Origin of the sequence: Priestia aryabhattai (assembly GCF_023715685.1) — a bacterium.
In the GTDB taxonomy this organism is placed as follows: Bacteria; Bacillota; Bacilli; order Bacillales; family Bacillaceae_H; genus Priestia; species Priestia aryabhattai_B.
This window is the reverse complement of the sequence record NZ_JAMBOQ010000001.1, coordinates 674093-695836: the sequence shown is the minus strand read 5'-3', so window position 1 is coordinate 695836 and position 21744 is coordinate 674093. Positions and strand designations below refer to the sequence as shown.

Here is a 21744-nt window from a genome sequence, read left to right as displayed (position 1 = left end):
TTTTCTTCTCCTTTTTTTATCAGAAAAAATGTAAGCGTATTCAAATTGATTTGTTGAACAAACGCTCAAACTATTTTATCATGGTGTATAGAAGCATGTGTTCTTGCTTTGAGTTTGGAAAAAATAGAAAATTAATTCGTTTTATTTTTATATAAAAAGTGAATGTAATAATAAAGGAGAATTGTGTGTGAAAGAACTAGACCGCGCGATAGGTTACGTAGAATCCAATGAAATTGAAAAAGGTCTTGCCCTTATTCATGAATTAAAAGATAAAGCTACAGACGAAGAAAAATTTTTAATGGCTGAACAGCTGCAGGAGTGGGGATTAGTAAATGATGCGCTGCCTTTAATAGACGAGCTCATCACTAAATACCCAGAAGAAGGTGAGCTGTATTTATTAAAAGCTGAAATGCTTATTGATTTAGAAGAAGAAGAAGAAGCAATTCATATTTTAAATCAAATTAGCAGCGAAGATGATAACTACGTGCCAGCTCTGCTTCTTGTAGCTGATTTATATCAAATGCAAGGCCTTAGTGAAGTAAGTGAGCAAAAGTTAATGGAAGCGAAAAAAATGCTTCCAAATGAACCGGTTATTGATTTTGGGCTCGGTGAATTTTACAGCAGTCAAGGAATTTACCAAAAGGCAATCCCTTTTTATCAAGCACTGTTAAAAACAGAAAAAGAATTTAACGGCACGGATCTTCGTCAGCGATTAGCTGAAAGTTTAGCAGGTATCGGCCAGTTCGAAGAAGCGCTTCCTTACTTTGATCAAGCGCTAAAAGATAAGCTTGAGATTAACACACTATTTGAATATGCGATTTCAGCGTATCAAGCAGGTCATTATCAGACCGCTATTGAAAAGTTCACAGAACTAAAGGAGCTAGATCGTGAGTACCATTCTCTTTATTTATATTTAGCGAAATCATATGAACATGAAGAGATGCTAGAAGAGGCTGCGGTGGCTGTCAATGAAGGTCTTGCGCAGGATGAATTTCAAAAAGAACTCTACTTTTTTAAAGGTAAAATTGCATTAAAGCGCGGTCTAGAAGAAGAGGCTGAAGCGGCATTTCAACAAGCGATTGCATTAGATCCAGGGTACATTGAAGCTATTTTAACTCTTTCTAAACTTTATATGAGTCAAGAGAGATACGAAGATGTAGTAGAGAATATCGAGCACGCCAAAGAATATAATGAGCATGACCCTCATTTTGAATGGGATTTAGCAAAAGCTCACCAAGAATTGGAAAATTATGAAGAAGCGCTAAAATACTATGAATCTGCATACACTGTTTTTAAAGAAGAGTACGCGTTTTTAGAAGAGTATGGCTACTTCTTATTAGAAGAAGGACAGCGCTCGAAAGCGAAGAGAATTTTCCAAGCCTTATTAGCAATGGATCCAACAGCTGTTGAAATTCAAGACATATTATTTCAATTAGAAGAATAAATAATAGTTCAGAGGATTTTATTGCTGCCGTGTGGAATAAATAATTGTAAAAGGTGTTTTAACTGAGAGTTTAAACACAGAGGAGGGAAGTGAGAATATGACGACCCCTGTTACTGTCAACGAGAAAAAAGAATTTGTTCGCTGGTTTTTAACGAATTATCAGCTAAAGCGAAGAGAATGTGTATGGATTTTAAATTATTTGATGAGCCATGATCAATTGATGAAACGAGTTCACTTCGTTGAGCAAGCACAGTTTTGTCCTCGCGGGATGGTGATGTCTACGCACTGTGTGGAAGACCCTCCATTTCGTTTTTATAAAGAAAATATCATGACAACCGATGCAGAAAAATCATTTCATGATATTCGTTTGAATCGAGAAGAAGATATTTATATTCAATTAAACTTCCGATCGTTGTATTCATCGCCTCAATATGTTGCTGTACTGGAAGACAATCCGTATATGCCAAAGGCTAATCAAACAAATGAAAAAGACAGAGTATTAGCTGAGCAAATATTAGAAGAATCTATTCAGAAATTTCAACGATCAAAAATCATGGAACTAATTGATAAAGCATTAGATGAAAATGATAAAGAGGAATTTCAGCGCTTAAGCGAATATTTAAATAACCATTATGTACAGTAGATAAACGAGAGATTGGCTAGCTTCTTAGAAAAAGGTCAATCTCTTTTTTTATCTCCTTATTCATTTTGGAAAATAAATAAGACAAGCCTTAGCAAGCTTGCTGAGAGGAGAAGAAAGTTGAAGCTTCAGGCCAAGGAAATGGATGTGTATCTACAATCCAAAAGTTATGTTGATACCGTATTGGTTCCACTCATTCCGATTGATTTTGGAGAAGATTTAAAGCTTACTGCATCTATGAGTGAATATACGACTGCTCTTGCTGAAGAATTAGAGAGGCAATTTAAAGGGAGAGTGATTTTAACACCTAGTTTTACATACTTAAAAAAAGATGGAGTAGCTGCTGTTTATGAAACATTACTTCGTTGGAATGAGCATATAAATGACAATGAAGTAAAACACCTTTTTGTGCTTACCAGCGACCGAGACTGGCTGCAGTATGAAAAAGAAATAGGGGCTTACTGCATTTGGATACCTGCTTTACCGCTTGAGCATATAGATGAGTCGCATAAGTATACGCTCATACATGAACAAGTTCAACAGCTCTTGCCGATTTTTGTAGAGAAATGGAGTGTTTAAAAAAGGCTGTAGAATAAGTAATGAAAGCGCAAACAAAATAATGACAAAAAATTTAGAAAAATAAAGATTATTTCCATGTTTTAGGTTTTTATTGTATTGACCTTCCAGAAATATTAATATATCATGATTATGTCCTAGTTTAATAGAATGGTCCATCATGTGTCCAAAATTCTCTGGACTGAACTTTTTTAAAGGGGGGAAAAGCATGGGTGATCGGGTATCAAGACGACAGTTTTTAAACTATACGCTCACTGGTGTAGGGGGATTCATGGCTGCTGGAATGTTAATGCCAATGGTGCGCTTTGCAGTAGATCCAATTTTGGAAAAAGAAGCGGGTCAGGATTTAGTAGCTGTAGCGCAGGTTAAAGACATTACGAAAGAGCCGAAACGTGTCGATTTTAAAATCAAGCAAGTTGATGCGTGGCATAAATCAGAAGAACCAAGATCGGCTTGGGTGTACAAAACTGATAAAGGTGAAATCGTCGCGCTGTCACCAATTTGTAAGCATTTAGGCTGTACGGTTAACTGGGCTGGTGACAAAAACTATCCACATCGTTTCTACTGCCCTTGTCATGGGGGAATGTATGAAAAAAGCGGTAAAAATGTACCGGGGACACCACCGATGGGACCGTTAGATGTATACGTTCAAAAAGTAAAAGGCGGTACGTTATATCTAGGAAAAGCCAAACCACAAGGAGGGGCATAGAAGATGTTGAATAAAATCTATGACTGGGTGGATGAACGGCTAGATATTACTCCTTTATGGCGAGATGTGGCCGATCATGAAGTGCCAGAGCACGTAAATCCTGCACATCATTTTTCAGCATTTGTGTATTGTTTTGGTGGATTGACGTTTTTTGTTACCGTTATTCAAATTTTATCAGGCATGTTTTTAACCATGTATTATGTACCAGATATAAAAAATGCATGGGAATCCGTTTATTATCTGCAAAATGAAGTCGCTTTCGGACAAATTGTTCGAGGTATGCATCACTGGGGAGCAAGTTTGGTTATCGTCATGATGTTTTTACATACACTTCGTGTTTTCTTCCAAGGAGCATACAAAAAACCCCGCGAGTTAAACTGGATTGTGGGTGTGTTAATTTTCTTTGTTATGTTAGGTTTAGGTTTTACAGGTTATTTGTTGCCGTGGGATATGAAAGCGCTATTTGCAACGAAAGTAGGTTTGCAAATTGCTGAATCCACACCAATTATAGGCCAGCAAGTGAAGACATTACTCTCAGGACATCCAGACATCGTTGGTGCGCAAACACTAACTCGCTTTTTCGCCATTCACGTATTCTTTTTACCCGGAGCCCTACTTGGCTTAATGGGTGCCCACTTCTTAATGATTCGTAAACAAGGAATTTCAGGACCTTTATAAAATTTTATACGCTTTATTCAGTTAGTCAATCACACTAGTCATCATATGCATCAAGCACATACTCCGTTGTTAGTGCTTTCACTAGAACAGTGAGAAAAAGGAGGGAGAACATGCATCGTGGTAAAGGGATGAAGTTTGTTGGAGATTCACGTGTTCCTGCAGAACGAAAACCTAATATTCCAAAAGATTACTCTGAATTTCCAGGGAAAACAGAAGCATTCTGGCCAAACTTTTTACTAAAAGAATGGATGGTAGGAGCAGTTTTTTTAATTGGTTATTTATGTTTAACCATTGCTCATCCATCTCCTCTTGAACGTATTGCTGATCCGACTGATACGGGCTATTTGCCTCTTCCTGACTGGTATTTTTTGTTCCTATATCAATTGCTTAAATATTCATTTGCTTCTGGGCCATATAATATTATAGGTGCATTTATTATTCCAGGGATTGCATTTGGCGCATTAATGCTTGCTCCGTTCATTGATCGAGGACCAGAAAGAAGACCAGCTAAGAGACCGTTTGCAACAGGATTCATGCTTTTGGCTATAGCAGCAGTCTTTTTCCTAACGTGGCAGTCAGCGACACAGGTGGATTGGAAAGCACGTGAAGAGCAAGGGAAAATTAGAGAAGAAGTAACGATTGACAAAAATTCAGAAGGCTACAAAATCATGCAAGAGCAAACGTGCTTGACCTGTCATGGTGATAACTTACAGGGAGGCCCTGCGGCTCCGGCTTTAACAGGAATTGATTTATCTCCTGAAGAAATCGCCAATATCGCAAAAAATGGTAAAGGCAATATGCCAAAAGGTGTTTTCAAAGGTTCAGATAAAGAATTGAAAACGCTATCGGAATTTGTCGGCAACTTAGGAAAAGAATAATGAAAATCAGCCAAAGGGCTGGTTTTTTTTTGAATTTATTTAATGTGGTGTTTTACGTCGAGGAGATAGATGCTTGCTATTGTCCAAAAACTGTACATAATAAAGAAGAGAGCAAATGTAAAGGAGGCTTTCTAAATGGCTTGGTTATGGTATACCTTAAAAGATAAGCGTTTTTTAACGCTTTTGCTGATTGTGAATATATTGGGAACAATATATGGATATATTTGGTATGGTAGTCAATTAGCAGAAACACCTAAGAAGTTTTTATTATTTGTGCCTGATAGTCCAACAGCAAGCTTGTTTTTTGTCATTGTACTTATCGGTCTTTTACTTGGAAAACATTTTTCACTATTTGAAGCTTTAGCAATGATCACGCTGTTTAAATACGGTATTTGGGCCGTCGTAATGAATATGTTGGTCTATGTATTAACAGGATACATTGATTGGATGATGCTCATGTTAATGGCTTCTCATGCAGCAATGGCTTTTCAAGGGCTTTTATACGTACCGTTTTATCGGATTAAATTATGGCATTTAGCCGTTGCCGCTGTATGGACTGTGCATAACGATATCATTGATTACGTTTTTTCTATGATGCCAAGATACAGCATGCTCAATGCGTATATGTCTGAGATTGGTTATTTTACATTTTGGCTAAGCATTTTATCTATTTTCATTACATACTGGTTCACAGTTCGTGTCTCTTCAAAAAAACAGCTATAAAATTTTTTTGAAATAGGCGAACCAAACGAGCTCTCTTTTTCTAAGATATAGTAGGCTATATTTAAGTATGAGGTGAGTGACTGTGAAGGAAACCAAACGAGAGCTTCATCCGTCCGTTGTGGAATTTAAACAATTTGTAAAATCACATCCAAAATTAGTGGAACAGGTTCGAAAGCAGCAAAAAACGTGGAAAGAGCTTTATGAAGATTGGTATTTATTCGGTGCAGAAGATCCAATGTGGGAGGCATATCGTTCAGAAGAAAGTGCAAAGGCTGAACCAGCTGCTGCAACAGGGGAGAAAGAGGAGAAAAAAGATATTATGGGTACAATTGTATCCTCGCTGAAAAACATGGACTTGAATCAAATGCAAAATCATATCACAAATGTAAATTCAGCCATTTCGAATATTCAACAAGTACTGCAGCAATTTCAACCATCTAAGCCATCAGGTGGAGGAGCAGCTTCCGGGCCAGGGAATCCATTTGGCTTTAGGAAAGATTAAACGCAATGAGAAAAGATATATATGAGTATATGCAGTCTCGTCCTAAACTCAACGACTTCGTTCGTGAACAGCCAATGTGGTACCGGCGTTTATCTAGAAATCCTGAAGAACTGGAGAAATTTGAATTAGAATCCAAACACTACTATAAACAAACGATTCCTCATAAAGTCGAAAAGTTTTCGAATTCGATTCAAATGGCAAACATGATGTTTCATATGTTTCAATCCATGAAAAATCAATGATCTCTGCATACATAGCGATGCAGAGATTTTTGCACGTCATGAGTAAAAACAAAGAGTTTGTAAACACTATGGAGAAACGAATGATAAAGGAATGGTATTATGCGCTTACTATTAACGACGGCATTATGTGTAGTTTCTCTGCTAGGATGCAACCATGATAAACCAAAACCTGAAACTAAAATTTCCTCTCAACTGCGGGTAGCTGAAACTTTTGGTGCAATGAATGCAAAACCTTCACTGATGGTACATCAGCATGTGAAAGGACAGAATGTATACGTCGAATGTATTCTAAGCGGGTTTTCATTTTCAACAGAGAGTGGATTCCTTCAAATCACAGTAGATGGAAAACCATTTAAAGAAATGAAGCAAGCAGCCTTTGTTTTAAGTGATCTTCCAAAAGGATCTCATACTGTTACGATTGAACTAATGAAATCTAAAGAAGAAAGTTATCAAGTGAGGAATACCTTTACGGTTGAAATTATATAGTTAAAAAGTAGAACTTGTAGGAAATCAGTGTAAGCTGTTTTAGCAAGTTCTTTTTCTTTAGGTCCAAAACGTGATAAGATAAAAACGGAGGTGCACAGCCATGCTGACAACAATGAGAACTGTTGAATTACTCGATGAGTCTGATCACGTAGCTAACATGGTGTTACAATCAGACATAGCCGAGAACTATCGTCAATGTTTATATAGATTAAAAAAAGATTCACATGCACAGGCATTAATTGCTGAATTTATGAAAATAAAGGAACAGTATGAGGATGTTCAGCGATTTGGAAAATATCATCCTGATTATAAAACCATTACGAGACAAGTACGTGATGTAAAGCGTCAAGTTGATTTACACGCGACAATCGCTACGTTCAAAAAAGCAGAAAATGAATTACAAAAGCTGCTTGATGAAATTAGCGTTATCCTTGGTCAAGCTGTTTCAGATCACGTTAAAGTACCGACGGGAAATCCGTTTTTTGATACGGGAAGCAGCTGCGGCGGTGGCTGCGGATCTGGTGGAAGCTGTGGGTGCAGCGCATAAGCCGTTCACTGTATAAATCGAATGCAATCAGCACAGGAATTTCCGCAGCAGGCCATTTTACGCTGTGGAACGTAAAACCTATGTTGATAGACATAAGTAAGATGCTGACTTCTGACAAAAGTCGAGCGCCACGTAGCATTTGTATTGGATATAGCAAAAATAGATGAAGCTTCTAGAAGCTCATCTATTTTTCTACGCTTAATTGATGTGTTTATATACAAAAAGGGTATATTTGTGATTTTTTTGAAAATGACTTGTTCAATAGCTCCGTGCTCGTTAAAATGAGTAAGAAAGAGCATCCAGATATCATCTAAATTCATACATAAAGCACCTACTTCATATAAAAGAATTTATGATAAAGAAAACCAATATAACGTATGCAAAAGGGGAACTAAATATGTTTGTTGAACGTCAAGGAATTGTGGCGTATGTGCATTCTGTTAAGCAAGCAAAAGCATTGCGAAAGTACGGAAATGTACATTACGTATCTAAAGAATTAAAGTATGTTGTCTTATATTGCAACCAAGATGGCATTGAAAAAACAATCCATAAACTTCAGTCTCTACCTTTTGTGAAGAAAGTAGATCCTTCTTATCGGCCGTTTTTAAAAACAGAATTCGAAAATTCAAAGCCTGATAAAGCGAAGGAATATGACTATAAGATAGGAATTTAAACAAAAAAGGAATGTGATGTACATTCCTTTTTTTATTTTACTTGCCCTTAGCAAACGAATAGGTAGGGATAAGATGAGATTATTGCATTGGCGGAATAAAGCGGTTCATTCGCAAAATGCCAATAAGGTGCTGATAGTATAGTGCTGTTTCTGGAAATGTAGTAGATGGTTTGACATCGAGTACCACAATTTCTTTTCCCGCTTCCTCAGCTGCTCGTTTAAATAACTCAACGCGCTTGCTGTCGTTTTGTTTTAAAACAATTCCTTCTCGGCAAATGTAAAGCGGTTGGAAATTCCCTTCAGCTGTTGGATGCAAGACAGCGACAAAAGAAGCTACTTGTCGATCTTCTTTTACTGTTCGCAGCATAATAAGATGAGCAAGACGATGTTTGTTGCTTTTGACAATCTCTAACAGCTCATAAATATCTGAATACCCTTCTCCGAGCTCAATAAAACGCTGAATCATATGTATTTCCCCCTCTATGTATTAAAAAAGCAAACTCACGTAGTTTAATGTATCACTGAATATTTTAAGAGTAAATAAAAAAATCCCTACAACTACTCATTGTAGGGCCCTTCAATAAAGGGGTGTAATCACCTCTGCGATTACAAGCACCTTGATGAAGGCAAAGGGAGAGGAGAAACCGGAGGAAGAACTTATGGGGAAACGTAAGTCTTCTCCGCGGTTGGCAACAACATCGGTTAGATGATGTTGTTACTAGTCAGTATGTCCGTTTTAAACGTTCATATACCTGTCTTGTGAAATTCACTTTTTAAAACATAAAAGACTGATAACATGACAGAGAAAAAGGGTGGATTTACGTTTATTATGACATATTAAAGTAAAGGAAATCTTCTATGAACTAAATGCCGAATGATCTTCATAGGTGTATCTTTTAGAAGGGAATCAGTTTATCTAAGGACACGGTCGTAAAAGTCCACCATAAAAGCAAGCTGCTGGGTTATTGCACAGAATGTATACAGCATTGAATAAATTGAGGATTTTTGCTAGTCTTTGTAATTCAAAATATGTTAGGATAATGAAGAATAAGGAAGTAAAAGTAAGGTAGTGATAAGGATGAGAGTAGTAGCAGGTTCATATAAAGGCCATGCGTTAAAGGCGGTTCCAGGATACTCAACCCGCCCTACAACAGATAAGGTGAAAGAAGCTATTTTTAATATGATTGGACCGTTTTTTGAAGGTGGAACAGCTCTTGATTTGTTCGGTGGAAGCGGTGGCTTGGGAATTGAAGCTCTAAGTCGAGGAATAGATAAAGTCATTTTTGTGGATCGGGATGGCAAAGCGATTCAGACGATTAAAGCAAACTTAGCATCTTGCCGGTTAGAAGAACGCGCTGAAGTGTATCGAAATGATGCAGAACGTGCACTGAAAGCGATAAAGAAAAGGGAGCTGACTGTCGATTTACTTTTGCTTGATCCACCGTATAAAGCACAAAAGTTGAAAGCGCTTATCGAAACGGTAAGTGAAGAAAATCTTCTAGCAAAAACAGGAATTATTGTAGCGGAGCATTCTCATGATGTACATTTAGATAATGAGATTGGTTTATTTAAAAAAATAAAAAACGAAACGTACGGTATCATTGGTGTTTCTATTTATACATACAAAGAAGAAGAATCAGTTGAATAAATCAATGAGCTGTTAGATGTAGAAAGGGGATACGTATGGGCAGTATAGCTGTTTGTCCAGGAAGCTTTGATCCAGTTACAAATGGACATTTTGATATTATTAAACGAGGCGCAAATGTATTTGATACGATTTATGTGGTTGTTTTAAATAACTCTTCAAAAAGTCCTCTATTTACAGGGGAAGAGCGAGTAGCTTTGCTGAAAGAAGTAACAAAATCACTTCCTAATGTGGTAGTAGAGTCGTACAGCGGATTATTAATGGAATATGCAAAAGAAAAGCAGGCAAAGACCATTTTAAGAGGTTTGCGTGCAGTATCGGATTTTGAGTACGAAATGCAAATCACATCTGTAAATCGCGTATTAGATAAAGAAATCGAAACGTTATTTATGATGACAAATAATCAATACTCGTTTTTAAGTTCTAGTATTGTAAAAGAAGTAGCTAAATATGGAGGGAATATTTCTGAATTAGTTCCTCCCCTTGTTAGAGAAGCGCTTGCGGAAAAATTTGAACAGCTGTCTCAAAAATAAGATAAAAAAGAACGTGACGTTTTCTTTGCTGATAAGAAGAGGTGCACGTTCTTTTTTTACTAGGAACGATGAAGAAACGTTCGTTTTGAATATATATAAATATAGCAGCAAAGCGTAAAAATTGTTAAGAGCGGACCGTACACGTTTAGCCACTGCGATAGAATCGTAACAGACTCTAAGTGAGAAAAAACAGGCAGTGCTCCTTCAGATGCTTGAAAAGTAGTAATGGATTCTCGAAGAGGACCCCATAGAAAGATAGTGAATACTACCGCAAAACAGCCGTGAAAAATTCGCGCAATAAAAAACGGGAAAAATCGAATATCTGTTTCGGCGAGTATGCTAGCCACTTGTGCTTGAACGGAGAAACCGCTGAAGCCTAATACAAAGCTAACAATGATAATTTGATGAAAAAGTAGCGTGTCTGGCGCTTCACTTGCTAGACGGCTTCCTAGCGTGATTTCAAAAAGCCCTGACATAAAGGGGAGGCTCAGTTCAGTCCCTATATGACAAAAGGAAAATAAATAAGCTAAACCGCTGCTTAAAATAGCCGTGATATGAGTAACATATAAAAGTTTGTTTAATACAGAAAATAAAATGATAAAACCGCCAATCATTAAGAGAGATTGAACAGCAGAAGTAACCGCATCTCCTAGAAGCTTCCCGATAGGACGCTTATCTTTTAATCGCGTTTTATGCATTTCATGAAAAGCTAACGATAAAGAAGGTTTTTGAGTTACTTGTTCTTTAGGTTTTGCTGATCCATAAAAACGCATCACCAGTCCTACACAAATATTCCCTATGTAATGAGAGAGAGCTAATATGATACCGACAGCTGGATTGTGAAAAAAGCCAACTGCCACGGCTCCAAAAATAAAAATAGGGTTAGATGAGTTAGTAAATGATACGAGTCTTTCAGCTTCAATAGCTGTTAGCTGCTTTTCTTGGCGCAGCCGGGAAGTAATTTTTGCACCTGAAGGAAACCCAGAAGCCATACCCATTGCTAAAGCAAAACCCCCTACTCCAGGTACTCGGAATAAAGGCCTCATAAACGGCTCTAATAAGATTCCAATGAACTTTACTACGCCAAACCCAATAAGCATTTCTGAAACAATAAAAAAGGGCAGCAGAGAAGGGAAGACGACCTTCCACCATGTGTTGAGACCTCTTACTGAACCTTCTAGCGCTTCTTTTGGATATACAATAAGCGCAATAGCGAGAAGTGTTACGCTCGTCCCGAGCAGAAGTGTTTTCACCATCGATTTATTCAACGAACGATTCATCTCCTTTTCTAAGCTCACGTCATTTTGATATGAATGAAATGAGGAGTTTTAGGCAAATGTACAAGTTCTTCTATATATCAATATACGAAGCTATGCATCGACTTTATGCCTACGAGTAAGGAGAAAATAAATTCATACTGAATAAAAAGGCGTCTTGTCACATTTGAAAATACAATTCATATACATAAATCAATACACTTCTAGTGTACGCAGTAAGAGAAGAGTAAGAATTTCTTAAAACAACCTTCAGTATAGTATAATGCTTAATAACCACCGTGGATTGAGCAAAACATATCTTTAGCTTCATACTAAATGAACAAATAGAAAATGAAGAATAGTCCTACCGAAGACAGGGCAACAATGATAGAGAAGCTCATCAAATGTTTTTACATTTTTAGAAGTCTATAAGGTAAAACGAGGGGGCAGGTAAAGTGGAAAGCCCAAAAATAGGAGTTGCGTTAGGCTCAGGTGGAGCTAGAGGTTTTGCACATTTAGGAGTAATTAAAACGCTAACAGAAAATAATATTCCTATTGATTTTCTAGCTGGCAGCAGCATGGGAGCTTTAGTTGGTGCACTATATGCGTCAGGTATTGAACTAGCAACTCTTTATAAAATGGCGCTAACGTTCAAACGAAAGTATTATTTGGATTTTACCGTGCCTAAAATGGGATTTATTACGGGCAAAAGAGTAAAATCGTTAGTTCGCACTTTTACGCAAAATAGAAACATTGAACAGTTATCTATACCGTTTGCCATTGTAGCAACAGATTTGAAAACAGGAGAGAAAGTGGTGTTTAAAAAAGGCCCTATCGCTGAAGCGGTGAGAGCAAGTATTTCAATTCCAGGAATCTTTGCTCCCGAAGTAATTGATGGGCGATTGCTTGTAGACGGCGGGGTAGTGGACCGTATTCCTGTATCGGTTGTAAAAGAAATGGGATCTGATATTGTCATTGGAGTCGATGTATCAAAAGCGAAAGTGAATGCAGAAATCAGCTCCATTTTTGATGTCATTATGCAAAGTTTAGATATTTTGCAAGATGAGTTAGTAGCTCATCGGTCCATTGTTTCAGACATTATGATTCGTCCTAATCTCGATACTTTTAGTTCCAGAGCGTTTACAAACATTCAAGAAATGATTTCAATTGGTGAACAAGCAGCACATGAGCAGTTGCCTTCTATTCTACAAGCAATTGATCACTGGAAGGAGAACAAAAAAAGTGAAATCTAGAATTAGAATTTTGGTATATTTGGCTGTTATTGCAGTGGTGGCAATGCTTTGTTTTTATCCATTGCCATACTACATTACAAAGCCTGGAATGGCAGAAGAACTTGCGCCTATTATTAAAGTAGAAGATGGATACCATGAAAAAGGGACGTTTATGCTTACAACTGTAAGAATGGGTAGAGCAACTCCTCTTTCATATGGTCTTGCGAAAATACAGGACTTTCATGAAATTTTCCCTACAAAGCAAATTTTGCAGCAAGGTGAAAGCGATGAAGATTACTCGACAAGGCAATTACATATGATGGATACGTCAAAAAATGCCGCTATTTCAGTAGCGTATGAAGCAGCTGGAAAGAGCGTTTCCTATCACAATAAAGGCGTTTATGTTACATATGTTGTAGAAAGTATGCCTGCACATGGAAAACTTCATGTTGGAGATGTAGTGACGAAAGTAGACGAGAAAAAAATTCAAACTGCTGAGGACTTAATCAACTACGTATCGACTAAAAAAGCAGGAGATTCAGTATCAATTTATGTAAAAAGAGATGGCAAAGAAAGCAAACATACTCTAAAAGTTAAAGCATTTCCTGATGAGCCTAAACGAGTAGGTCTAGGAATTGCCTTAGAAACGAATCAAGAATTAAAAGTTAAGCCCGATATACATATTGATACTGAAAAAATAGGAGGGCCTTCAGCAGGACTGATGTTCTCGCTTGAAATCTATAATCAGCTTGTTAAAGAGGACATGACAAAAGGCCACCGCGTTGCAGGTACAGGGACTATAAATGATAAAGGAGAGGTAGGACCAATCGGAGGTATTTCGCAAAAAATTGTAGCCGCAGATAAAGAAGGAGCAGAGATTTTCTTTGCACCAAATGAAAAAGGGGCCGCGGGCTCTAACTACCGAGAAGCAGTGAAGACAGCTAAAAAAATAAACAGTGATATGAAAATTGTACCCGTAGATTCATTTTCGGATGCCGTAATATATTTAGAAAAGCTGAAACCATAAAAAAATCGTCTGCAAGAGACGATTTTTTTATGGCCAAATGATAGGGGGCTGCGTATATTCTTGTTTCATAAACTGAGAGCGCAGAGGCTCCTGAAACGGCATACTATAAACATGTGTCGCTTTAATATCGGTATCAATTTCTTTTAGTTTACATTGTGATACAGTGGATACAATAGGAAGGGACAGCTTTTTCTTAACTGTTTTTAAATAGGCTTGTCCCGTCTTTGACATTCCCAATAAGCGAATATAAGGATCAGCTTGTTGCATCTCACTTTTTGTTGTATTGGTTAAAAGGTGAACGCACATGCGCTGTAAACGGGTTCTCGTATATCGCTTCGTTTTAACATTTGTTAAAAAATCTTCAAATGAAGTAGATGAAGAAATATAAGATAGCAGCCGATGTTCAATACCTTCTTCTATTTCATAAATACGCTGTAAGTCATAAAGAGGAGTAGTTAATAATTTATATTTCAAAAATGGGAAATAATGCTCCCAATGATGAAACTGTCCGTGTGCTTGTTTGTAAGCTGCTAATTCATTTGCCGTACTAACTGGCATATGCTTGCTCAGGTCCCCATGGCCGCTGCTGTCAAAAATAGCTTTACGTATGCTTGTAGCACTTGAAATAAAAGAGGAAGACAGGGAATCATCGTGATAATGTGATTGAATTCGAGTGATCGTATATGGTTTAATAGATGCATGCTGTTTTTTAATGGCAGCTACATAGCTCATTCCAAGCACATTATTTGGCTGAGATAGATCAATAGGAGCCTCCGTGAAAAGCTGTAAAAAAGCATTGGAAGTTGCTTTTGGATAACTGTTTCCTTTTTTCATCTCTTGTTGAATTAAAATGGATAGTTCTGATTCATGAGCTTCGAGCAAATCAACGGTGCGGGCAAATGAGTCAATATTGCCATTTTCGCTGCCAAAGCATACAAAGTCAGCGTGAAGGGATTCTAAAATAGAAATAGCGCCGCTTGCGAATGTTTCAGCTTTTTGAGTAGAAAAAGCATAGGGTAATTCAACGACTAAGTCTGCACCAACGGCTAAAGCCATTCTTGTGCGGGACCATTTCGATACAAGAGCAGGTTCTCCGCGCTGCAAAAAGTGCCCGCTCATCACAGCAATCACACAATCTGCTCCGGTTTGTTGTTTCGCTTGCTGCAAATGATAAGCGTGTCCGTTATGAAAAGGATTATATTCGACAATTATTCCAACTGCTTGCATAATGTCTCCTTTTAATTTATTATTTTTAGTCTAGCTCTTTGTTTTAAAAACATTTTTTTATGAAAGTAAGAAATTTTTACAAAAAAGCATATTTAAGTACATTATAGTGTAAAGAAAAAATATTGACAAATAATCTTGTGAAAGCTATAATAACCTTTGTTGCCTTGAGGTGATTAACAATGAAATGGACAATACATCAATTGTATCAGTTGCAAAATAAAGGTCTAACATTTGACGAAGTGATTGACGGCAAGGAGTTTATGAATGCTGATCCTCAAATTCGTAGAATGTCAGATGTAAACGTGAAAGGAAGAGCCGACATTAGCTCTTCGAAAGTAACGTTTCACCTTAAGATTTCAGGAGAAATGACGTTGCCTTGTGCTCGTACATTAGTTGACGTTCCGTATCCGTTTGAAATTAACGCAACTGAAACGTTTTTATTGAATGTGAATGCTGATTATGAAGAAGATGCTGAAGTACGCGTTGTAGAGGGAGAAACGGTTGATTTACAACCTTTGATTCAAGAGTTAATTATTGTTGAAATTCCTCTGCAGGTATTTAGTGAAAATCAGCAAGCGGCAGGAGCAGCTCCACAGTCAGGAAAAGACTGGGAAGTTGTTACCGAAGAAGAACAGCAGGAAAAAGTAGACCCCCGCTTAGCCGTACTCGAAAATTTCTTTAAAGACAAAAAGAAATAAAAATGCGAAGATCCGGCTTTCGGGCCTTCATATGATTTTAAAATTCTTTTAAGGAGGTGGGAATAATGGCTGTACCTTTTAGAAGAACATCTAAAATGAAGAAAAGAACGCGTCGTACGCACTTTAAATTACAAGTTCCTGGTATGGTAGAGTGCCCAAATTGTGGTGAAATGAAACTATCACACCGCGTATGTAAAGCTTGTGGTACTTACAAAGGAAATGACGTAGTAAGCAAATAATTGCTTATTTAAATAAAAGACCCTCTTAAAGGGTCTTTTATTTTTTTGCCTTTTTTCCTTCTCTGCCCTTTGGAAGAGAAGGATTTTCCTTATAGAACAAGAACTCTTTTTAAATAAACAATTACTGTTGTAAAAGGATTCATACCTTGTCTATAAGGAGGAAAAAAGATGAAAAAAAGCGAGCTGTTCACTACAAGCCAAGGCATTGCTACGTTTGTGATTAATCGTCCTGAAAAGCGTAATGCCATTGATTATGATGTTATGAATGAACTGCAGCAAGCTGTAGATTATGTGAAACATAATCAGTTAGTAAAAGCTTTTGTAATTACAGGTGCTGGTTCAGACGCATTTTGCAGTGGAGGAGATTTAAGCGTATTTCATGAGCTAAAGACTTCTAAAGAGGCGTCTCAAATGTTAACGAAAATGGGGGAAATTCTTTATGATATCTTAACACTCCCAAAACCAACAGTTGCCCTTCTGAATGGAACATCAGTTGGAGGAGGATGTGAGCTTGCGATTGCATGTGACTTCCGTATAAGTGCAACACATAGCGAAATGGGCTTTATTCAAGGGAATTTAGGAATTACAACAGGCTGGGGAGGAGGAACTATTCTTCTTGAAAAGCTGCGTTATCAAGAAGCGATGGAAATGATCTACAGTGCTCAGCTGTATGGAGTAGAACGAGCAAAGCAAATTGGATTTCTTTCCTATGTTACGTCGTTTAAAGAGCTAACTATGAGGTGCGAGGAGTGGTTAGCGCCTATTACTCATAAATCGACCCAGGTATTGCAAGCTTACAAAGAAGTCGCTATTGAGAAATGGGAGCAAAGCCAGGTTTGGAATCGAATGGAACAAGAAATTCATCGCTGTTCGATTTTGTGGGAGTCGCCTGAGCATGAAGAAGCGGTTCAAAAGGTCATGGTTAAAAAAACATAGTTATGAACTGCATTTCCATAGGAATATAGTTAATAAGCGAAAGATGAAAGAATCACGGGTTTCCCATTCTGCTTCAAAGTATATGAAAGATTTTCTTGATTGAGAAGAGGAACAATAGTCTATCTTATCTAGTAGGTGCATATTCATTTAATAAGTACGGATAAGGAGGGATAGAAAAATGACTTCTTCTCGTCAAGATGCATGGACTCAAGATGAAGATTTATTACTCGCAGAAATTGTACTGCGTCATATACGTGAAGGTGGCACTCAGCTAGCTGCATTTGAAGAAGTGGGGAAGAAACTTACACGAACATCAGCAGCTTGTGGCTTCCGCTGGAATTCTTTTGTGCGCAAACAATACAAGACTGGTATTGATCTTGCGAAAAAACAGAGAAAAGAATTAAAAGCAAGAACTGTTTCAAAAGATGACGAGCAGCCTGCACGCTTATCATATATGGAAGCAGAGAAACATATTTCGCTTAACGAGGTAATTAAGTATTTAGAAAATGTAGATCAAGGGCAAAAACACTCGTCGGAGCTTCTCGAAGCTAATGAAGAACTGCAGCAAAAGATTGAACGTTTACAAGAGAAAGTAACGATTTTGGAAAAAGAAAAAAAAGCTTTGCAAAACAACTTGTTAATTGTGGAAGATGACTATAAAGCTCTTATTGAAATTATGGAGAGGGCTCGTAAAATGGTTGTATTAAAAGAGGATGAAAAAAGTAGAAAAGTGAAATTTCAAGTGGATAAAAATTTAAATTTAGAAAAAGTTCAAAAGTAAAGCGATAGTTTGAATGCTCCCTACTTCATGTTGATCATATATACCACATAGATATAAAATAAACAGCTGGAAATCAGCTGTTTATTTTTGTTCGCTTACACCGTTTGGTAGCCAAATAAGAGGGTTTTCTCCCAAATCACGATCGATATCATACGTTACAGGTACGAACCCCATTTTTGACCAAAAATCACTCGATTTTACTCGTGGGCTTGTTTTGATAGGTAATTGAAAAGATTTCGCATATTCAACGAGCGTTTGACCTAATCCTTTGCGCTGAAAATCGCTGAGCACTTCAAGTTTCCACACTTCAATATACGTTTGAGGCGGCTCGAAATATTGATCGTACTGTTTGTTTCGCTTATAGAGACTCATGCGAGCCACTAAGCTATTTCCAAAATAAATGCCGTAAAACGGAGAATTTATTTCATTATCGGAAATCTTGGCATGTAATTCTTCTAGCATTGAAAGTTCTTGAATGCCATATTCTTTGAATTTCTTGAACTCTTCTAGCGTTTTAAAGTTAATTTTTAAATGCTTCACTTCGTAATTCATCCCATATCCCCCTTGTTTTATCTCCTTGCTAGATGAACGAACTGGCTTGTTTCGTTCATCTAATATTATATAACAAAAATACAAAATATTCTGTTTTCGTGATTGGTGAACGAATATTCAATGCGCATAAAGAAAAATGAATTCTTTCAGTTAAATACGAAGAATACATTACTATAAGTATCAATTTTTAGAAAGGAAGCAAAAGGGAAGGGGAATTCAATCGGAAAGCGTTTTCAAAAAATGCAGAGGAGTTTTAAAATTATTGTAGAATTATATGGGTGAAAGTAGAAATTTGAGGAAAGGGGAGAGAAAGGTGAAAAAAATACTGATTGCAAATCGAGGAGAAATTGCTCTTCGTATTATTCATACATGCAAACAAATGGGCATTGAAACGGTGGCTGTCTATTCCGATGCAGATGCAGAACTTCCTTATGTTCAAGCGGCTACGAAAGCACGTCGAATTGGAGAGCCTCCTGTGCAAAAGTCATATTTGAATGTGGAAGAACTGCTGCGAATTAGTCATGAAGAAAAAGTAGACGCTATTCACCCTGGATATGGGTTTTTATCGGAAAATAGTGCATTTGCTAAAAGAGCGATTGATGAAGGTTTTTGTTTTATCGGTCCTTCTCCCGAAATCATTTCGATGATGGGCGACAAAATTGCTGCTCGTGCTGCGATGAAAGAAGCGGGTGTACCTGTTGTCCCCGGCAGCGAAGGCGATGTGACGTCAGTTGAAGAGGCTTGTAAAGTAGCAGGCATAATTGGATATCCCGTTATGTTAAAAGCAAGCGGAGGAGGCGGCGGAATTGGGATGGTGCGCTGCGATAACGAAGAAGCAGTAAAACAAGTTTATGCCTCAACAAAAGCAAGAGCAAAAGCATATTTTGGTCATGAAGGAATGTTTATTGAAAAGCTTATCACAAACGCAAGACATATCGAAGTACAGGTGTTTGGAGATCAGCATGGTAATGTCGTTCATCTTTTTGAACGCGATTGTTCCGTACAAAGAAGAAATCAAAAAGTGATTGAAGAAGCCCCTGCGCTTTCTTTAAAAGAAAGTACGCGACAAGCCATGCAAAACCAAGCCGTTCAAGCGGCTAAAGCGATCGGTTATTATAATGCAGGTACGGTAGAATTTATTGTGGATGAAGATGAAAATTTTTATTTTCTTGAAATGAATACACGGCTGCAAGTTGAGCATCCGATCACCGAGCAAATTGCAGGGGTCGATTTAGTTAAGTGGCAAATTTTAGCTGCGCGCGGTGAAAAGCTTCCTCGTGTGCAAGAAGAAATAGCAGCAAATAACTACGCCATTGAATTTCGAATTTATGCAGAAGATCCGTTTACTTTTTTACCGGCTCCTGGAAAAATTACGGCTTATCACTTACCGGAGCGAACTTATGCACGCGTAGATAGCGGCTACAGTGATATGAATGCGGTTACACCTTTTTATGATCCAATGATTGCAAAAGTTATTATTACTGGTCGTACGCGTGCAAATGCAATTGAACTAGCTAAATCATATTTTACAGAAGCTGTCGTAGAGGGAATCAAAACGAATATTCCTCTATTTAAGCAGCTGTTAAATGAAGAGTTATATGAAAAAGGCACCTATAACACATCGTTATTATCAACAGTATTAAATAAAGGAGGAGCACCACAATGAGTGAAATCAAAGCGACGATGGCAGGCATGGTATTTAATGTGTTTGTTCAGCAAGGAGCAAGTGTAGCCAAAGGAGAAGTTGTTGTTGTATTAGAATCTATGAAAATGGAAATTCCTATTGAAAGCGATCAAGCCGGTATTGCAGAGACTGTCCATATAGCCGTGGGGGATTTTGTTAACGAAGGTGACGTTTTGGTGACTATTTCATAACTCATAAAGGAGAGATATCATGATACATACAGGTGAATCTCAGAAAAAATATGATGAAAATCGTCAAAAAGTAGAGCGTGGCAACGCTGAAAAGTACAAAGAGAAACTTGCAAAACAACAGAAGCTTTTTGTAAGAGAACGTTTAGCCCTTTTATTTGATGACGGGAAATATGAAGAAGACGGCATGTTTGCGAATAATAAGGCCGAAGGGTTGCCAGCAGACGGTGTTGTAACCGCAATTGGAAAAGTAAACGGTGAAACGGTTTGTGTAATGGCCAATGACTCTACTGTAAAAGCAGGATCTTGGGGGGCCAGAACAGTAGAGAAAATTATTCGGATTCAAGAAGTAGCAGAAAAACTACATGTGCCTTTGCTGTACCTAGTGGATTCTGCTGGAGCGCGTATTACGGATCAATTAGATATGTTTCCAAACCGCAGAGGGGCTGGACGGATCTTTCACAACCAAGTAAAACTTTCCGGCGTCATTCCTCAAATTTGTTTGCTCTTCGGTCCGTCAGCAGCTGGAGGGGCTTATATCCCTGCATTTTGTGATATTGTTGTGATGGTAGAGGGAAATGCTTCTATGTACTTAGGTTCGCCGCGTATGGCAGAAGCTGTTATTGGAGAAAAGGTTACGCTAGAAGAAATGGGAGGAGCACATATGCACTGCAGCGTTAGCGGGTGTGGAGATGTGTTAGCTTATTCTGAAGAAGAAGCTATTTCGTATGCCAAATCTTATTTAACGTACTTTCCACAAAACTATCAAGAGAAGCCTAAAGTACAAGAAGCTAAAGAGCCTAAGCAGACAAAGGATTTAGTAGAACTAATTCCGGAGAATCAAAATGTTCCGTTTGATATCTATGAAGCAATTGATACCCTTATTGACGAAGGGAGCTTCTTTGAAGTGAAAAAACTGTTTGCCGCCGAATTGGTAACAGGGCTTGCACGAATAGATGGAAAAGTAGTAGGGATTATTGCCAATCAGCCGAAGGTCAAAGGAGGAGTGCTGTTTGTAGATTCAGCAGATAAAGGAGCAAAATTTATTCAACTGTGCGATGCATTCCATATTCCTTTGCTATTTTTAGCTGATGTGCCTGGATTTATGATTGGAACCAAAGTAGAAAGAGCAGGCATCATTAGACATGGAGCAAAATTGATTGCAGCGATGAGTTCAGCTACAGTTCCAAAAATTTCCGTAGTCATGCGTAAAGCTTATGGCGCAGGACTTTACGCTATGGCTGGTCCAGCTTTTGAACCGGATTGCTGCATTGCATTGCCTACTGCTCAAATTGCCGTAATGGGTCCTGAAGCTGCAGTAAATGCTGTCTATTCTAATAAAATTAATGAAATTGAAGATCCGAAAGAGCGGTTTATGTTTGTTAAACAGAAACAGCAGGAGTATAAAGAACACATCGATATTTATACGCTGGCTTCTGAACTTATTATTGACGACATCGTTCCTGCTAACGAACTGCGTCGAACTTTAATTGACCGCTTTCGATTATATGAAACAAAGAATGTGACCTTTAGCCGTCGTAAACATCCGGTGTATCCCGTATAATAGAAAAAAACGGGATCACTCTAAATAATTTACAATAAGCCCGGTGATTTTAATCACACGGGCTATATGAATAGGTAAAATTTA

At 37.8% G+C, this 21744-nt stretch carries 28 protein-coding genes; 23 read left to right on the top strand and 5 right to left on the bottom strand.

Annotated elements, in window-relative coordinates:
- The first annotated feature begins 181 nt into the window (after window positions 1-181).
- From M3225_RS03550 to M3225_RS03500, 11 genes are all read left to right on the top strand, one after another.
- Window positions 182-1444, top strand: coding sequence for a tetratricopeptide repeat protein (locus M3225_RS03550; protein WP_285885222.1), 1263 nt, complete (start codon window positions 182-184; stop codon window positions 1442-1444).
- A 97-nt stretch (window positions 1445-1541) separates the two neighbouring features.
- Complete coding sequence (locus tag M3225_RS03545) at window positions 1542-2087, top strand: ReoY family proteolytic degradation factor (protein WP_013058996.1); 546 nt, start codon at window positions 1542-1544, stop codon at window positions 2085-2087.
- 117 nt (window positions 2088-2204) lie between these two features.
- On the top strand, window positions 2205-2663 hold the full coding sequence (locus M3225_RS03540; protein WP_251391158.1) for a YpiF family protein: 459 nt from the start codon (window positions 2205-2207) through the stop codon (window positions 2661-2663).
- A gap of 205 nt (window positions 2664-2868) precedes the next feature.
- Complete coding sequence (locus M3225_RS03535; protein ID WP_013058993.1) at window positions 2869-3369, top strand: QcrA and Rieske domain-containing protein; 501 nt, start codon at window positions 2869-2871, stop codon at window positions 3367-3369.
- Window positions 3370-3372: 3 nt separating this feature from the next.
- Window positions 3373-4047 carry a menaquinol-cytochrome c reductase cytochrome b subunit gene (gene qcrB, locus M3225_RS03530; protein WP_013058992.1) on the top strand — a complete coding sequence of 225 codons (675 nt, stop codon included), beginning with the start codon at window positions 3373-3375 and terminating at the stop codon, window positions 4045-4047.
- Between the two features lie 110 nt (window positions 4048-4157).
- Window positions 4158-4925, top strand: a complete 768-nt coding sequence (locus M3225_RS03525) for a menaquinol-cytochrome c reductase cytochrome b/c subunit (RefSeq protein ID WP_251391156.1) — start codon at window positions 4158-4160, stop codon at window positions 4923-4925.
- Between the two features lie 135 nt (window positions 4926-5060).
- Complete coding sequence (locus tag M3225_RS03520; RefSeq protein WP_251391155.1) at window positions 5061-5648, top strand: DUF1405 domain-containing protein; 588 nt, start codon at window positions 5061-5063, stop codon at window positions 5646-5648.
- Window positions 5649-5730: 82 nt separating this feature from the next.
- Window positions 5731-6150, top strand: a complete 420-nt coding sequence (locus M3225_RS03515; protein ID WP_251391153.1) for a YlbD family protein — start codon at window positions 5731-5733, stop codon at window positions 6148-6150.
- Between the two features lie 5 nt (window positions 6151-6155).
- Window positions 6156-6392, top strand: a complete 237-nt coding sequence (locus M3225_RS03510; RefSeq protein ID WP_013058988.1) for a YlbE-like family protein — start codon at window positions 6156-6158, stop codon at window positions 6390-6392.
- 99 nt (window positions 6393-6491) lie between these two features.
- A complete protein-coding gene (locus M3225_RS03505) occupies window positions 6492-6878 on the top strand; it encodes a hypothetical protein (RefSeq protein ID WP_251391151.1) in 387 nt (128 codons plus the stop codon).
- A 100-nt stretch (window positions 6879-6978) separates the two neighbouring features.
- The gene (locus tag M3225_RS03500) at window positions 6979-7425 is read left to right on the top strand and encodes a YlbF family regulator (RefSeq protein ID WP_251391149.1); all 447 of its coding nucleotides are present in this window, start codon (window positions 6979-6981) and stop codon (window positions 7423-7425) included.
- Window positions 7426-7430: 5 nt separating this feature from the next.
- Here the strand turns inward: M3225_RS03500 and M3225_RS03495 are convergent, their stop codons facing one another.
- A complete protein-coding gene (locus M3225_RS03495) occupies window positions 7431-7745 on the bottom strand; it encodes a hypothetical protein (RefSeq protein WP_251391147.1) in 315 nt (104 codons plus the stop codon).
- 77 nt (window positions 7746-7822) lie between these two features.
- Here M3225_RS03495 and M3225_RS03490 point away from each other — a divergent pair, with 77 nt between their 5' ends.
- Window positions 7823-8098 carry a YlbG family protein gene (locus tag M3225_RS03490; RefSeq protein WP_013058985.1) on the top strand — a complete coding sequence of 92 codons (276 nt, stop codon included), beginning with the start codon at window positions 7823-7825 and terminating at the stop codon, window positions 8096-8098.
- Window positions 8099-8177: 79 nt separating this feature from the next.
- On the opposite strand, the gene M3225_RS03485 is transcribed toward M3225_RS03490, so the two are convergent.
- On the bottom strand, window positions 8178-8564 hold the full coding sequence (locus tag M3225_RS03485; protein ID WP_251391145.1) for a DUF7147 family protein: 387 nt from the start codon (window positions 8562-8564) through the stop codon (window positions 8178-8180).
- Window positions 8565-9176: 612 nt separating this feature from the next.
- Here M3225_RS03485 and rsmD point away from each other — a divergent pair.
- Both rsmD and coaD read left to right on the top strand, forming a co-directional pair.
- On the top strand, window positions 9177-9746 hold the full coding sequence (gene rsmD, locus M3225_RS03480; protein WP_251391143.1) for a 16S rRNA (guanine(966)-N(2))-methyltransferase RsmD: 570 nt from the start codon (window positions 9177-9179) through the stop codon (window positions 9744-9746).
- A gap of 35 nt (window positions 9747-9781) precedes the next feature.
- Complete coding sequence (gene coaD / locus M3225_RS03475; RefSeq protein ID WP_251391140.1) at window positions 9782-10276, top strand: pantetheine-phosphate adenylyltransferase; 495 nt, start codon at window positions 9782-9784, stop codon at window positions 10274-10276.
- A 59-nt stretch (window positions 10277-10335) separates the two neighbouring features.
- Here the strand turns inward: coaD and ylbJ are convergent, their stop codons facing one another.
- The gene (ylbJ, locus tag M3225_RS03470; protein WP_251391138.1) at window positions 10336-11544 is read right to left on the bottom strand and encodes a sporulation integral membrane protein YlbJ; all 1209 of its coding nucleotides are present in this window, start codon (window positions 11542-11544) and stop codon (window positions 10336-10338) included.
- Window positions 11545-11987: 443 nt separating this feature from the next.
- On the opposite strand from ylbJ, the gene M3225_RS03465 reads away from it, so the two are divergent.
- Together M3225_RS03465 and M3225_RS03460 are read left to right on the top strand one after the other, a co-directional pair.
- The gene (locus M3225_RS03465) at window positions 11988-12785 is read left to right on the top strand and encodes a patatin-like phospholipase family protein (RefSeq protein WP_251391136.1); all 798 of its coding nucleotides are present in this window, start codon (window positions 11988-11990) and stop codon (window positions 12783-12785) included.
- Entirely contained in the window at window positions 12775-13791 is a 1017-nt protein-coding gene (locus M3225_RS03460; RefSeq protein ID WP_308215716.1) for a SepM family pheromone-processing serine protease, read from the top strand. Before M3225_RS03465 ends, M3225_RS03460 begins: the two co-directional genes overlap by 11 nt.
- A 27-nt stretch (window positions 13792-13818) precedes the next feature.
- On the opposite strand, the gene M3225_RS03455 is transcribed toward M3225_RS03460, so the two are convergent.
- Window positions 13819-15018 carry a nucleotidyltransferase gene (locus tag M3225_RS03455; RefSeq protein ID WP_251391134.1) on the bottom strand — a complete coding sequence of 400 codons (1200 nt, stop codon included), beginning with the start codon at window positions 15016-15018 and terminating at the stop codon, window positions 13819-13821.
- A 179-nt stretch (window positions 15019-15197) separates the two neighbouring features.
- Between M3225_RS03455 and M3225_RS03450 the strand changes: the two genes are divergently transcribed.
- The 4 genes from M3225_RS03450 to M3225_RS03435 all read left to right on the top strand — a co-directional run bounded on the left by M3225_RS03450 (window position 15198) and on the right by M3225_RS03435 (window position 17672).
- Complete coding sequence (locus M3225_RS03450; RefSeq protein WP_045290236.1) at window positions 15198-15716, top strand: YceD family protein; 519 nt, start codon at window positions 15198-15200, stop codon at window positions 15714-15716.
- Window positions 15717-15781: 65 nt separating this feature from the next.
- The gene (rpmF, locus tag M3225_RS03445) at window positions 15782-15955 is read left to right on the top strand and encodes a 50S ribosomal protein L32 (RefSeq protein ID WP_013058976.1); all 174 of its coding nucleotides are present in this window, start codon (window positions 15782-15784) and stop codon (window positions 15953-15955) included.
- Window positions 15956-16123: 168 nt separating this feature from the next.
- Complete coding sequence (locus M3225_RS03440; RefSeq protein WP_251391131.1) at window positions 16124-16891, top strand: enoyl-CoA hydratase/isomerase family protein; 768 nt, start codon at window positions 16124-16126, stop codon at window positions 16889-16891.
- Window positions 16892-17069: 178 nt separating this feature from the next.
- The gene (locus M3225_RS03435; RefSeq protein ID WP_251391129.1) at window positions 17070-17672 is read left to right on the top strand and encodes an RsfA family transcriptional regulator; all 603 of its coding nucleotides are present in this window, start codon (window positions 17070-17072) and stop codon (window positions 17670-17672) included.
- Window positions 17673-17753: 81 nt separating this feature from the next.
- Here M3225_RS03435 and M3225_RS03430 read toward each other — a convergent pair whose 3' ends face one another.
- Window positions 17754-18224 carry an N-acetyltransferase gene (locus M3225_RS03430; RefSeq protein WP_013058973.1) on the bottom strand — a complete coding sequence of 157 codons (471 nt, stop codon included), beginning with the start codon at window positions 18222-18224 and terminating at the stop codon, window positions 17754-17756.
- A 313-nt stretch (window positions 18225-18537) separates the two neighbouring features.
- Here M3225_RS03430 and M3225_RS03425 point away from each other — a divergent pair, with 313 nt between their 5' ends.
- The 3 genes from M3225_RS03425 to M3225_RS03415 are packed head-to-tail and all read left to right on the top strand — an operon-like array spanning window position 18538 to window position 21660.
- The gene (locus M3225_RS03425; RefSeq protein WP_251391127.1) at window positions 18538-19890 is read left to right on the top strand and encodes an acetyl-CoA carboxylase biotin carboxylase subunit; all 1353 of its coding nucleotides are present in this window, start codon (window positions 18538-18540) and stop codon (window positions 19888-19890) included.
- On the top strand, window positions 19887-20099 hold the full coding sequence (locus M3225_RS03420; RefSeq protein ID WP_013058971.1) for a biotin/lipoyl-containing protein: 213 nt from the start codon (window positions 19887-19889) through the stop codon (window positions 20097-20099). Before M3225_RS03425 ends, M3225_RS03420 begins: the two co-directional genes overlap by 4 nt.
- Before the next feature lie 19 nt (window positions 20100-20118).
- Window positions 20119-21660, top strand: coding sequence for an acyl-CoA carboxylase subunit beta (locus tag M3225_RS03415; protein WP_251391125.1), 1542 nt, complete (start codon window positions 20119-20121; stop codon window positions 21658-21660).
- Window positions 21661-21744: the final 84 nt, after the last annotated feature.

Bases quoted from the DNA above. Each gene is read 5' to 3' on its own strand.
- M3225_RS03500 (WP_251391149.1), top strand. From the start codon at position 6,979: ATGCTGACAACAATGAGAACTGTTGAATTACTCGATGAGTCTGATCAC.
- M3225_RS03495 (WP_251391147.1), bottom strand. From the start codon at position 7,745: ATGAATTTAGATGATATCTGGATGCTCTTTCTTACTCATTTTAACGAG.
- qcrB (WP_013058992.1), top strand. From the start codon at position 3,373: ATGTTGAATAAAATCTATGACTGGGTGGATGAACGGCTAGATATTACT.
- M3225_RS03485 (WP_251391145.1), bottom strand. From the start codon at position 8,564: ATGATTCAGCGTTTTATTGAGCTCGGAGAAGGGTATTCAGATATTTAT.
- M3225_RS03435 (WP_251391129.1), top strand. From the start codon at position 17,070: ATGACTTCTTCTCGTCAAGATGCATGGACTCAAGATGAAGATTTATTA.
- M3225_RS03450 (WP_045290236.1), top strand. From the start codon at position 15,198: ATGAAATGGACAATACATCAATTGTATCAGTTGCAAAATAAAGGTCTA.
- M3225_RS03430 (WP_013058973.1), bottom strand. From the start codon at position 18,224: ATGAATTACGAAGTGAAGCATTTAAAAATTAACTTTAAAACGCTAGAA.
- M3225_RS03415 (WP_251391125.1), top strand. From the start codon at position 20,119: ATGATACATACAGGTGAATCTCAGAAAAAATATGATGAAAATCGTCAA.
- M3225_RS03455 (WP_251391134.1), bottom strand. From the start codon at position 15,018: ATGCAAGCAGTTGGAATAATTGTCGAATATAATCCTTTTCATAACGGA.
- M3225_RS03535 (WP_013058993.1), top strand. From the start codon at position 2,869: ATGGGTGATCGGGTATCAAGACGACAGTTTTTAAACTATACGCTCACT.
- M3225_RS03490 (WP_013058985.1), top strand. From the start codon at position 7,823: ATGTTTGTTGAACGTCAAGGAATTGTGGCGTATGTGCATTCTGTTAAG.
- M3225_RS03520 (WP_251391155.1), top strand. From the start codon at position 5,061: ATGGCTTGGTTATGGTATACCTTAAAAGATAAGCGTTTTTTAACGCTT.
- M3225_RS03525 (WP_251391156.1), top strand. From the start codon at position 4,158: ATGCATCGTGGTAAAGGGATGAAGTTTGTTGGAGATTCACGTGTTCCT.
- M3225_RS03545 (WP_013058996.1), top strand. From the start codon at position 1,542: ATGACGACCCCTGTTACTGTCAACGAGAAAAAAGAATTTGTTCGCTGG.
- rpmF (WP_013058976.1), top strand. From the start codon at position 15,782: ATGGCTGTACCTTTTAGAAGAACATCTAAAATGAAGAAAAGAACGCGT.
- M3225_RS03440 (WP_251391131.1), top strand. From the start codon at position 16,124: ATGAAAAAAAGCGAGCTGTTCACTACAAGCCAAGGCATTGCTACGTTT.
- coaD (WP_251391140.1), top strand. From the start codon at position 9,782: ATGGGCAGTATAGCTGTTTGTCCAGGAAGCTTTGATCCAGTTACAAAT.
- M3225_RS03420 (WP_013058971.1), top strand. From the start codon at position 19,887: ATGAGTGAAATCAAAGCGACGATGGCAGGCATGGTATTTAATGTGTTT.
- M3225_RS03510 (WP_013058988.1), top strand. From the start codon at position 6,156: ATGAGAAAAGATATATATGAGTATATGCAGTCTCGTCCTAAACTCAAC.
- M3225_RS03505 (WP_251391151.1), top strand. From the start codon at position 6,492: ATGCGCTTACTATTAACGACGGCATTATGTGTAGTTTCTCTGCTAGGA.
- rsmD (WP_251391143.1), top strand. From the start codon at position 9,177: ATGAGAGTAGTAGCAGGTTCATATAAAGGCCATGCGTTAAAGGCGGTT.